This window comes from Qipengyuania atrilutea, from assembly GCF_013370205.1.
In the GTDB taxonomy this organism is placed as follows: Bacteria; Pseudomonadota; Alphaproteobacteria; order Sphingomonadales; family Sphingomonadaceae; genus Actirhodobacter; species Actirhodobacter atriluteus.
Map to the genome: position 1 here is coordinate 427501 of NZ_JABWGV010000003.1, position 12291 is coordinate 439791.

Annotated in this window: 9 protein-coding genes (1 of these 9 only partly in view); 8 read left to right on the forward strand and 1 reads right to left on the reverse strand. The window is 56.5% G+C overall.

Annotated features, from left to right (window positions below; genetic code table 11):
• From mads1 to HUV48_RS10150, 7 genes are all read left to right on the forward strand, one after another.
• Nucleotides 1–83, forward strand: the end of a protein-coding gene (gene mads1, locus HUV48_RS10115) for a methylation-associated defense system helix-turn-helix domain-containing protein MAD1 (protein ID WP_176267649.1). The gene continues 91 nt to the left of window position 1, outside the view; 83 of the gene's 174 nt are visible here — the last part of the coding sequence; the start codon falls outside the window, past its left edge; its stop codon occupies nucleotides 81–83.
• Nucleotides 84–91: 8 nt separating this feature from the next.
• On the forward strand, nucleotides 92–1633 hold the full coding sequence (locus HUV48_RS10120; RefSeq protein WP_176267650.1) for a type I restriction-modification system subunit M: 1542 nt from the start codon (nucleotides 92–94) through the stop codon (nucleotides 1631–1633).
• On the forward strand, nucleotides 1630–2781 hold the full coding sequence (locus HUV48_RS10125) for a restriction endonuclease subunit S (protein WP_176267651.1): 1152 nt from the start codon (nucleotides 1630–1632) through the stop codon (nucleotides 2779–2781). Before HUV48_RS10120 ends, HUV48_RS10125 begins: the two co-directional genes overlap by 4 nt.
• A gap of 2 nt (nucleotides 2782–2783) precedes the next feature.
• Nucleotides 2784–3155 carry a hypothetical protein gene (locus HUV48_RS10130; RefSeq protein ID WP_176267652.1) on the forward strand — a complete coding sequence of 124 codons (372 nt, stop codon included), beginning with the start codon at nucleotides 2784–2786 and terminating at the stop codon, nucleotides 3153–3155.
• Between the two features lie 9 nt (nucleotides 3156–3164).
• Nucleotides 3165–4118 carry an ArdC family protein gene (locus HUV48_RS14250; RefSeq protein WP_217906772.1) on the forward strand — a complete coding sequence of 318 codons (954 nt, stop codon included), beginning with the start codon at nucleotides 3165–3167 and terminating at the stop codon, nucleotides 4116–4118.
• Between the two features lie 278 nt (nucleotides 4119–4396).
• Entirely contained in the window at nucleotides 4397–7804 is a 3408-nt protein-coding gene (locus HUV48_RS10145; protein WP_176267653.1) for a TM0106 family RecB-like putative nuclease, read from the forward strand.
• A 733-nt stretch (nucleotides 7805–8537) separates the two neighbouring features.
• Entirely contained in the window at nucleotides 8538–9413 is an 876-nt protein-coding gene (locus HUV48_RS10150; protein ID WP_318656087.1) for an HpcH/HpaI aldolase/citrate lyase family protein, read from the forward strand.
• A 45-nt stretch (nucleotides 9414–9458) separates the two neighbouring features.
• Here HUV48_RS10150 and HUV48_RS10155 read toward each other — a convergent pair whose 3' ends face one another.
• Nucleotides 9459–11084: an FMN-binding glutamate synthase family protein gene (locus tag HUV48_RS10155; RefSeq protein WP_176267655.1), complete on the reverse strand. Its 1626-nt coding sequence runs from the start codon at nucleotides 11082–11084 to the stop codon at nucleotides 9459–9461.
• Nucleotides 11085–11313: 229 nt separating this feature from the next.
• On the opposite strand from HUV48_RS10155, the gene HUV48_RS10160 reads away from it, so the two are divergent.
• Nucleotides 11314–12276 (forward strand): SMP-30/gluconolactonase/LRE family protein, encoded by a 963-nt coding sequence (locus HUV48_RS10160; RefSeq protein WP_217906773.1) that lies wholly within the window; start codon nucleotides 11314–11316, stop codon nucleotides 12274–12276.
• The last annotated feature ends 15 nt before the right edge of the window (nucleotides 12277–12291 follow it).

Here is a 12291-nt window from a genome sequence, read left to right on the forward strand (position 1 = left end):
TCCCTGGCTTCAAGGTCGGCGGCGCTTGGCGATTTAGGCGCTCCGATATTGAACAATGGATTGAGGAATCCACAAAGGGATAGGCGGCAAGATGCTCACCGGTGAAATTCGAAATCAAGTTGATCAGATATGGAATGCCTTTTGGGCCGGAGGGGTATCGAACCCGCTCTCTGTGATCGAGCAGATCACATATCTTCTGTTCATCAAGCGCTTGGACGACTTGCAGACCCTTGAAGAGAACAAGGCGGCCAACCTAGGTATCGAGATCGAGCGTCGCATTTTTCCGGACGGCAGTGATGAGCAAGGCCGTCCTTATTCCGATCTCCGCTGGTCACGCTTCAAGAACTTCGAAGCGCGCGAGATGATGGACGTTGTTGCCGACCGCGTTTTTCCCTTCCTCCGCGAGCTTGGTGAAGAAGGGTCAAGTTATGGCGAGCACATGAAGGATGCGCGGCTTGGTTTTAGCAACGCCGCATTGCTCGCCAAGACAGTCGATATGCTCGACAAAATCCCGATGGAGGATCGCGACACAAAAGGCGACCTCTACGAATACATGCTGGGCAAGATCGCGAGTGCAGGCACGAACGGGCAATTCCGGACGCCGCGCCATATCATTCAGTTGATGGTCGAAATGACCAAGCCGACGCCTGAGGACGTTATCTGTGATCCTGCGGCGGGCACATGCGGATTCCTGGTCGCGGCAGGTGAATATCTACGTGACAATCATCCTGCATTGTTTCGCGACGAGAAGCTACGTCGGCACTTCCACGAGCGCATGTTTCATGGGTTCGACTTCGACCCCACCATGCTTCGTATTGGCAGCATGAACATGACCCTGCATGGGGTCGATAATCCTGATGTCAGTTACCGCGATAGTCTGGCTGAAGAGCACGGAAAGGATGCCGGAAAATACAGTCTCATCCTCGCTAACCCGCCTTTTGCGGGATCGCTTGATTACGAAACCACTGCCAAAGACCTCCAGCAGATTGTCAAGACGAAGAAGACCGAACTGCTATTCCTTGCGCTGTTTCTGCGCTTACTCAAAACAGGTGGACGGGCGGCGGTGGTCGTACCCGACGGTATCCTGTTCGGTTCATCGAACGCGCATAAATCGCTCCGTGAAATGCTCGTTGAGAAGCACAAGCTAGAAGGCATCGTTAAACTGCCATCTGGCGTCTTCCGCCCCTATGCGGGCGTATCGACCGCTATCCTGCTTTTCACCAAGACCGGGGTCGGTGGAACTGAAAATGTCTGGTTCTATGACCTTCAGGCAGACGGATTCTCTCTCGATGATAAGCGCAATCCCCTCGTGTCTGACGAGAAACTCGGCGCATTGCCGAGTGCAAACTTGAGCGAAGGAGAACTTGATAAAAACAATTTACCGGATGCGCTGTCTCGCTGGTTCGAGCGTGAGGGGAGTGAGTTGGAAAACCCGCAAACCGCGCAGAGCTTCTGCGTCTCAAAAGACGACATTGCCGCCACCGGCACCTACGATCTCTCACTCAACCGCTACAAGCAAGTCGAGCATGCAGAAATCGAGCACGACAAACCCGCCGATATAATCAAAGACCTGCGTGCCCTCGAAAAGGATATCAGCGACGGCCTCACTAAGTTGGAGGCGATGCTGGCATGAGTTCATTGCACACAAAAACTGCACAACTCGGCGACCTTGTTGAAAAGGTTGCATCTTGGAATCCGGTTCGAGAAGCACCCGATCATAAATTGGCCTACATTGATCTGGGAGCCGTCGATAACGCCACGAAAGCAATTACTGGATACCAATCGATACTCGGACATGAAGCTCCAAGTCGAGCTCGGCAGCGTGTGAGGGCGGGTGACATCTTGGTTTCAACGGTTAGACCCAACTTGAATGGCGTTGCCCGAGTCCCGAGCAATCTCGACGACGCTACCGCATCGACAGGCTTTTGTGTCCTCAGACCGCAGCCCTCAAAACTGGATGCCAGCTATCTATTCCATTGGGTGCAATCATCAGAGTTTGTGAAGGACATGGTGCAAAAGGCTACCGGAGCAAGCTATCCGGCAGTCTCGGATAAGATCATCTCAAAATCTGAGATTCCTTGCCCATCTCTCGATGAGCAGAAGCGTATCGCAGCGATCCTCGATCAAGCGGATGAGCTGCGCCGCAAGCGCCAGCGAGCCATCGACCGCCTCAACGAACTCGGTCACGCCATCTTTCATGAGATGTTCAATGGCGATGATAGCCAGCGAAAGCCGATTAGAGAGCTTGGAAAAGTTTCTACAGGCTCAACGCCGCGGACAAGCGAGAAGGAGAACTTTGACGGCCCTGTGCCTTTTGTCACGCCAGGCGACCTAGCATCCGGTGAACCAGTGAAGCGGACTCTTACTGAGCTTGGTGCAAGCAAATCACGAGTGGTCCAACCGGATGCAACCATGGTTTGCTGTATTGGGGCGACTATTGGGAAAATCGACCGTTCGAGGGAAAAGTCTGCCTTCAATCAGCAGATCAACGCCATAGAATGGTTTGATCCAATTGATCCCGCATTCGGCTATTATGCAATGCGAGAACTGAGGCCGGTCATAATTCATAAAGGGAAAGGCGCCTCAACGACCCTGCCGATCCTTAAGAAGTCAGAGTTCGAAAAACTGGAAATCCCTTGCCCCGACTTGAATAAACAGATTGAGTTCTCGCAAAAAATCGCGGCTGTGGAGAAGCTTCTAGATGATTTGATCCCAAAAAAAGATCGACTGGATGACCTTTTCGCATCCCTTCAACATCAGGCATTTCGAGGGGAGCTGTAAAGATGCGTGGCGAGCTTCTCAATGTCTGGGACAAGGTTTGGTCGGAAGTCTTCGTCAAGCTTTCCAAACACAGGGATTCGCCAAGCGAACTCTTTTCCGAGCTGTACCAGGCTATCATACCAGCGCCATCACCGCCCGCTGAGCCCGCCGAGCCAACGCAATATGACGAAGAAGGACGGCTGACCGATCCGGAGGAGATCGCGGCCGACGAAAACTACCGCGAAGCGCTGGAAGCTTTCGGCGCGGCTCGTTCTCACTACGAGCAGGCGATTGCGGGCAAGGCGACCGGCTGGGCAAGACTATTATCTTTGCGAAGAACCATAAGCATGCGCAGTTTATCGCCGAGCGGTTCGATGCCAACTATCCGCATCTGAAGGGCTCGTTTGCGCGGGTACACGCGGATCACAAATCAGATCATCGCGGCACTCGAAAAGGGTACGAAACCGTGGATGCAGCCTTGGAATGCAGCGCATGCCGCCGGAGCTGTCTCGCGCCCGCTGCGCTTCAATGGTCAGCCCTACTCGGGGATCAACATCCTCAGCCTCTGGGCCTCGGCAATGGGTCACGGCTTTGCCGCTCCCATCTGGATGACCTTCAAACAGGCCATCGAACTTGGCGGATGTGTCCGCAAAGGCGAGAAGGGCTCGCCCGTCGTCTATGCAAATACACTGGTTCGCACCGAGACCGATCCCGAGACCGGCGAAGATCAGGATCAGGCTATTCCGTTTCTGAAAGCCTACACAGTGTTCAACGTCGACCAAATTGAAGGATTGCCCGATCACTTCTACGCCCTGGCTGACGGTGAAACCAATCCCGATCAGCGCATCGAGACTGCCGAAGCATTCTTTGCCGCAACCGGTGCAGACATGCGTGACCATCCACCCACTGTCGAGACGGCCAAAGACCTGGCGTTTCTCGTAATCACGGCAGTTGGTGAGAGTGCGATCCGGCAGGCCAATCCCGCATACAGTCGCCAAGCCGATTACCTTCGGGTGCAATCGGGCCTCATTGAGTTGCTCCGCGAATGTGCCGATGATGCGGAAGGGTGGGGACAGGTTCTTGATTGCTTCGAAGGTAAGGGGCAGGTCCAGCTCATGACCATCCACAAGAGCAAGGGCATGGAATTTCACACGATGATCTTCTTCGGCCTCGACAACCAATCATGGTGGAGCCTGAGCCCGCAACGCAAAGAGGAGTTAAACTCGTTCTTTGTAGCTTTTACACGCGCACGCCAGCGCGCATTCTTCACTTGCTGCATTGAGAGGGGAGGGCCAATAACTTGGCTTGATAATGTACTCGGCACCGTTGTCCCGCGCGTGGCTGGATGCGATGACTGAATCGGCACAGCATTCAACGGTTTTACAGAACAAATCGAATCGGTTGACCCGCGCTAAGCTACTATCGAAAATACAAATTCTTGGCGCGGGTTGGAGCAGTTTGGTAGCTGGCAAGTCTCATCACCTTGAGGTCGCAGGTTCAATTCCTGCTCCAGTAACCAACTATTTCCGGTTAATTCAACTGACGAAGTTTGTCATGGCAAGTCTCCCGTGATTTATCTACTCACAAGAACGACGTCGGCATTGTCGGATTGGCATGAGAGGGACAAAGTCTTTGAATGAAAAAGTCGGGCGACATTATACAGCTTTCTGCATCCGATTTGGTCGGACACCTAAACTGTCGCCATCTTACTGCGCTCGATATCGGGGTCTGTGAAGGGACCCTTTCAAAGCCTCACATTTGGGACCCGCTTCTTGAAATCCTTCGAGAGAGGGGCCGGCGTCATGAAGATGCCTTCATACAGCACCTGAAGGACCAAGGCTTAACTTCCGCCCTTATCGAGGGGATCGACATCACACCGTCTGCCGTTGCAGCCACTCGTGAAGCGATGGAAGCCGGGGTGGACGTTATCATTCAGGCCGCCATGCAAAACGACCGTTGGGCGGGTAGAGCTGACGTTTTGAGAAAGGTCGCTTCCCCAAGCGATCTTGGGGACTGGTCGTATGAGGTGATTGATACAAAACTGGCGCGCGAGACAAAGGGCGGGTCGGTGCTCCAGCTCTGCCTCTACGCCGATCTCCTAGAAGAGATGCAAGGTCGACCCCCGGAGAACGTGCATGTCGTTGCTCCCTGGTCTGAGTTCGAGCCACAAAGCTTTCGCTACGCAGACTATGCAGCATTCTTTCGCCGTGCAAAAGCCGCTGCCGAGGCGGCGACAAGCCTTGATGACGTTGAAGAGTGTTATCCCGATCCGAGGGCGCATTGCGACGTTTGCCGTTGGGCTGAGCGCTGCGACAAGCGCCGCCGTGACGACGACCATCTTTGTTTGGTCGCCAACATATCAAAAACGCAGATCAGCGAACTTCAGTCTGAGGGCATAACGACGACCGCAGCGTTGGCTGAAATGCCCGTTCCGATCCCATTCAATCCAGAACGCGGTTCACCTGCTTCGTTCGAGAAAGCCCGTGAGCAGGCACGTATTCAGATCGAAAGTCGAGAATCCGGCGAGTTAAGATTCCAGATGCTTCCTGTTGATCCAACGACAGGCCTCTGTCTCCTTCCCGAACCTTCAGACGGTGATATCTTCTTTGATATCGAAGGCGATCCGTTCGTCGGCGAACATGGCCTCGAATATCTTTTCGGATATCAGTATCGCGATGAAAGCGGCGAAATCGTCTATGCAGGCGATTGGGCATTTGATCGCGACGGCGAGAAAGCAATCTTTGAGAGCTTCGTCGATTTTGTCACTCAACGACGAGAGCAATACCCAGACCTCCATATCTATCACTTCGCACCATACGAGCCAGGCGCTCTCAAGCGTCTGATGGGGCGCTATGCGACCCGTGAAGATGAGATTGACAATCTCCTGCGCGGCAAGGTCTTGGTTGATCTCTACAGCGTTGTACGAAACGCGCTCCGTGCCGGTGTCGAAAGCTATTCGATCAAGAAGCTTGAACCGCTTTATGGCTACGCTCGCGATGCCGATCTCAAGGCCGCGAACATCGCACTGGCAAGCTTGCAGGCAGGCCTCCAACTCGGCGACACAGAAGCGATCACTGACGAAGACAAAACAATGGTGGAACTTTACAATCGTGATGATTGCGCCTCCACGCTTGCTCTACGCGATTGGCTAGAAGAGCGCCGAGCTGAGCTCATTTTAGACGGCAATCACGTTCCCAGACCAGAGCCCGGACAAGACGGACCTAGTGAGGAACTCAGCGAGCGACAGCAGCGCGTTCAAGAATTGATCGAGCGTTTGGTCGACGGGATTCCTGTTGATCCCGAAGCTCGCTCAGCCGAGCAGCAAGCAACCTGGGTTCTCGCCTATCTGCTGGATTGGCACCGAAGAGAGGACAAGGCCGCGTGGTGGGAATACTTCAGGCTGGCGGCGCTTACGCCAGAAGAATTGACAGATGAACGTGCGGCTCTGTCTGGTCTAGAGTTGATCGCGACCGTTGATGAAACGGCGAGAGGTATTCCGACGCACAGATACCGCTTCCCCCAACAAGACACCGATCTTCGCGGCGGTGAGAAACTAAGAAGCGCTGGCGGCGAAACTCTCGGAGAGGTTGTCGAGATTTCGTCGGAAGACCGGACGGTCGACATCAAGAAGATGGGCAAGACCGCCTCTGAGCATCCTGTCGGAGTCTTCGCACACACCATGTACGGGAGTAAGGAGCAGGCGGACTCTCTGCTACGACTAGGTGAGTATGTCGCGGACAACGGGATTACCGGTGACGGGCCGTACAGTGCGGCACGCGCGCTGCTCTTGCGGCTTCCCCCTAGCTTGGACAGCGGTCAGGTTCGTGAAGATGATGAGGACACACTTCAAGCTGCTTTGAGAGTGGCAACCGGATTGCATCCGGGGGTATTTCCTATCCAAGGGCCTCCTGGCACGGGTAAGTCCTTCACGGGTGCGCGCATGATCTGCGAACTCGTCTCCCAAGGTAAGCGTGTCGGGATCACGGCAAATAGTCACAAGGTCATTCGAAACCTTCTCGACAAGGTTGTTGAAGCTGCTGAGGAGGCTGGCCTCGATCTCAGGTGTGTCCAGAAGCCTAAAGAGATGGAGCCGGATCAGCCTCGCCTTGCCTTCGCTAAAGACAATAGCGCTCTTTTATCAGCTTTGGCTTCGGGTCGTTGTCAGGTCGCCGGAGCGACCCACTTCTTATGGGCGAGGGTCGATGCTCAAGAGACTCTGGACGTTCTGGTGGTGGATGAAGCGGCGCAAATGTCTCTTGCAAATGTGGCCGCCGTCGCCCCGAGTGCGGAACGACTTGTTCTGTTAGGCGACCCCCAACAGCTCGATCAGCCGACGCAGGGAACACATCCGGATGGTGCTGGCGTGTCTTGTCTTGAACACGTTCTCGGCGACGAACACACAATCGCAGAAGACTGCGGATTGTTTCTCGAAAATACCTGGCGCTTGCATCCAGAGATAAGCGAATTCACCTCAGAGCTGTTTTATGATGATAAGCTCGCATCGGTCGCAGGTTGCGAGCAGCAGGAAATCAGATCGGCTGGCATCATCCAAGGGAGCGGCTTGCGCTATCTCCCTGTCGATCATGCGGGCAATCAAAGTTCTTCCATAGAAGAGGCAGAGGCGGTCGCGTCACTGGTGAATAGCATTCTCGCCGACGCGCCGACTTGGATTGATCGCGAGGGGGCTGAGCGGCCTGTGAGCCTCGAAGACATTCTCATTATCGCTCCCTACAACGCGCAGGTCTTCGAGATACAGCAACGCCTTCCGGGAGCGCGTGTCGGCACAGTCGATAAGTTCCAAGGTCAAGAAGCTCCGATCGCAATCTATTCGACTGCGACATCGAGCCATGCCGATGCTCCGCGCGGTATGGAGTTTCTCTACAGTGCGAACCGCTTTAATGTCGCTACATCGAGGGCGAAGTGTGTTGCCATCCTTGTCGCATCACCACAGATTTTCGAAGCAGAATGCAGGACCCCACAGCAGATGCAGCTCGCGAACGCGTTTTGTCGCTATCTTGAACTAGCGGACGAGATCGCATTGTGACCGACGTGCCTTCGCTTCCTTCTTCGGGGTTGCGACGAGAATCAGTTGTGATAGAATCAACGAGTAGCGCGTGAATCGGCGTATTTGCTCGCTTTCGGGGCTTCTGCTCTCGCACAAAAACTCACACAAAAATTATGGCAAACCTAATTAGTTGAATAAAATCAGCTAGATGGGAATAGAGCTATCCGTCTCATAACCTGAAGGTCGTTGGTTCAAATCCAACCCCCGCAACCATTTTATAAAATTCGCCGGCTTTCTCTATGAGGCGGCCGGTTTTTCGTATGTCTGGTCGAGATTGCCTTCAGCGAAGCGGGGCGGTTTAGTAAGTTTGGATGTCTTCGCTCTTGATCGCGTTAGTATCGAAAACCGGCCGTATCGTCCCGAAAGCCTCGCTCTGATGGCGCTTTCCAGAATCTTCGCGTTAAATGCGCCCGTCACTGCGCTCTTAGCCCGATGTTCGGTGCTAGATCGCGACGATCTGTTGTGCAGATGGTGTGGATTGGCGCTCGTCGGTTCCTAAATCGACATCTTTTCGCTCAGGAATATGCCGATTGAACCGCATAGGGGCCCATAGCTATAAGGCCGTCTGCAGCTTCCTTCCTACCCCCACGTGCTTAGGCCTGAGTTTGCTTCTCGGCACGCGTTCTGTTTTTGACTACCGATCCTGTTTTCAGCGATCGCAAATCCGTCCGTATTTGAACCGAAAAATCGCATTGGAACGCCACCTATGACGATGCTCCTTCGAAGCGCGCTTTATGTACCCGCTAGCAATTCCCGCGCGCTGCAAAAGGCTCCGACGCTGGATTGCGATTCAGTGATCCTCGATCTCGAAGATGCCGTAGCGCCGAGCGCGAAAGTATCAGCGCGCGAGGCAGCTCTCGAATTTGCAGGATCCGGAGCACTCGGCGAGCGCATGCTGGTCATACGGGCGAATGCTCTCGATACCCCGTGGGGCCGGGATGACATCCCGGCGATTGCCTACTCTGGCGCGCACGGGGTACTCGTTCCAAAGATCAACAGCGCCTCGGACGTCGAGGAGGTGGACAAGCTTCTCGAAGGCGCGCCGCCCGAGTTCGCGATGTGGGCTATGATCGAGACATGCGCCGCCATCATGGCGCTCGCGGAGATCGCCGCCGCGGCGCGGTCTTCCCGCTTGTCCGGCTTCGTTTCCGGGACGAACGATCTGCTCAAGGAAATGCGCGCCGCACCGATGCCAGGGCGACCCAATTTGATAGCGATGCTGGCCCTGACAGTCGCCGCCGGGCGCGCTTCGGGCTTGACCGTCCTCGACGGCGTCTACAACGATTTCGGCGATCATGCGGGCTTTGCCGCAGAATGTCGTCAGGGCCGGGACTTCGGGTTCGATGGCAAGACGCTGATACATCCCGGACAGATCACCGCAGCCAATGAATGCTACGGGCCTTCGACGGAGCAGCTAGCCGACGCCAGGAATATCGTCGCTGCGTTCGCGCGATCGGAAAATGCCGAGGCGGGCGTGATCGAAGTCGACGGGAAGATGGTGGAGCGGCTTCACCTCTCGATCGCTGAAGAGACGATCGCACGCGCCGAACGTATTCACGAGCGAGAGCGGCAGACAAGCGGTTCGTGACGCAGATAATCTCGAGTTCTGCGCTCGAACTGACGCCCGGTCGGATCAAGCAACCGGCTTGAACGTATCCGGATCCGCCATGCGCCAGTAATCCGCGAAGGGCGTGTCGTCGGGTTCGCTCAGAAGCTTACCTTCCTCGACCTCATGCACGATTTCGGACCACGGTATCATTTGCGCGTTGTTCTTCCACTGGCGCAGGTGCCGCGGGGTGAACTCGTCCGGTGACTGAAGGCCGCATGCGACGACGATGTCGTGCAGGCTGTCGAGCGTCTTGGACTGAAAGTTCGCCACCCGCTGCGCTTTCTCCGGAATGACGAGAGCTCGCTGGCGGGCAGGCGAACTGGTTGCCACGCCGGTGGGGCAGGTCCCGGTATGGCACCGCATCGACTGAACGCAGCCGAGTGAAAACATGAACGCGCGCGCGGCATTGCACCAGTTCGCGCCCAGCGCCGCGTTCATCGCAATCGCGGAGCCGGAAAATACCTTCTCCGCTGCGGCAAGCCGGATCTTGCTTTTCAGGCCGGTGCCGATGAGCGCGTTGTTTACGTAGTAGAGGCCTACGCGCAGCGGCAGTCCGACATGGTTCGACAATTCCATCGGTGCGGCTCCGGTGCCGCCGCCTCCGCCGTCCACGACGATGAAGTCGAGCGTGATACCGCTTTCTACCATGGCCTTGCAGATTGCGAACACCTCGTGCGGCATGCCTACGCACAGCTTTACGCCAATTGGTTTGCCGCCAGAGAGTTCGCGCATCTTCGCCGCAAATTTGAGCATTTCGCGCGGCGTCGAGAACGCTGAGTGGCCCGGCGGGGAAAGGCAGTCCTCGTTTTCCGGAACCTGCCGCGTCTCGGCAATTTCCTTGGTAACCTTCGGAGCCGGAAGCAATCCGCCGTGTCCGGGCTTCGCGCCCTGGCTGAGCTTGATCTCCGTCATCTTGACCTGGTCGTTCTGCGCCTTGTCGCGGAAGCTTTCGGGATCGAAATTGCCGTTTTTGTCGCGCGCACCGAAATAGCCGGAGCCGATCTCCCACACGACGTCGCCGCCGTGCTTCAGGTGATAACGCGACAGGCCGCCTTCCCCGGTATCGTGATAGAAATCGCCGATCTTTGCGCCAAGGTTGAGAGCTTCGATAGCGTGGTCGCCAAGCGATCCGAAGCTCATCGCGCTGATGTTCAGCCGCGCTGCCTCGTAGGGCTTGCTGCACTGATCGGTCCCGACTTTCACGCGGGTGCGTTTCGGCGCGCCGGCGTTCGGGTTGATCGAGTGGCAGAGCGCTTCGTATTCTTCCGAATAGACGTCGAGTTCGGTGCCGAACGGATGGGCGTCTTCCTGCCGTTTCGCGCGGGCGTAGACGAGCGAGCGCTGCATGCGGTCGAACGGACGCCCTTCCAGCGGACCTTCGACGATGTAGCTGCGCAGATACGGCCGCAGATCCTCGAACAGCCAGCGGAAGCGGGCGGTCAGGGGGTAATTACGGCGTAGCGAATGCTTCGTCTGGATCATGTCCCAGACCGCGAGAGAAAGGAGCGGTGCGAACAGGACGAGCGTCCACAGGAACCCGGCGGAAACCTGAATGCCGAGCAGCACGGCTAGGATTACCAGTGCGAGCGGTATCCAGAAACCGAGGTTTCTCACGAAGCCCTTGTCGGCAAATAAAGCGCGCGCGACCATGCCCGGCCTCCTGTTTTGAGCCTTTGTGGGCGTGTTAGTTAGTTATCGCCGCATGCAAGTAAAGCGCGCGCTCGGTGCCGAGGGACTTTCAACGCATGGGACTTTTGCTAGAACACGCCGCGCGGCGATGGGCTGCAAGCGGAGGGATCGGGCTATGCGAGTGATGAGAGTTCTGGCGATAAGCAGCGCTTTGCTAGTTGCTTCCTGCGCTCAAACCGGCGCCGCGGACTTGCGCGGGGGCCAAGGCGCGGTCACGCCGAGCGGTCAGAATTCGTCCCGGCTCGCAGCGCTCATACCTAGCGGTAGCGAACTGGAAACGCTCGGATCGGGCCTGCAATGGGCGGAGGGGCCGGTGTGGATCGACGACGATCGCGGCGGCTATCTGCTGCTGACCGACGTGCCCGGTAATGCGATCCATAAATGGTCGGAAGGCAGCGGGTTCGAACTTTGGATGAAGCCCTCTGGATTTACGGGCGCGCCGGTCGAGGGAATGGGCTCGCCCGGTGCGAACGGACTGCTTGCAGGCCTAAGGAGCGGCACGATCCTCCTTGCCGATCATGGCAACCGCGCCGTGTACGAGCTCGATCTCGCCACGAAAGCGAAGCGCAATCTGGCGGACCGTTTCGGCGGCAAGCCGTTCAACAGCCCGAACGATCTCGTGACCGACCGGGCCGGGAACCTCTACTTCACCGATCCGCCCTACGGTCTTGCCGCAGAGGATGCTTCACCGCTTAAGAAGCAGGCCTTCAACGGGGTCTACCGCCTGGACAAGAGCGGAACTGTTACGTTGATCGACGATAGCCTCACGCGGCCGAACGGCATTGCTTTGTCGCCGGACGAGCAGACGCTTTATGTGGCGAACAGCAATTCCGAGCGCGCGATCTGGATGCGTTATGTGCGGCAGCCGGACGGCAGTTTCGGCAACGGAAGCGTGTTCTACGATGCGACCGCGCTGATCGGGTCCGAAAATCCCGGCCTTCCGGACGGCATGGTCGTCGACAAGGAGGGCTTCATCTATGCGACGGGGCCGGGCGGTGTGCTCGTCTTCTCTCCGTCAGCCGAGCTTCTCGGCACCGTGCGAACGGGCGGTCCGGTCGCCAACGTGACTATCGGCGGACCGAAGCGGGACTGGCTGTATCTGGCGGCGAACGACAAGCTGATGCGTATCAGACTTGCAGGACCGCGCCTTTAACCGATGGCGTATAAA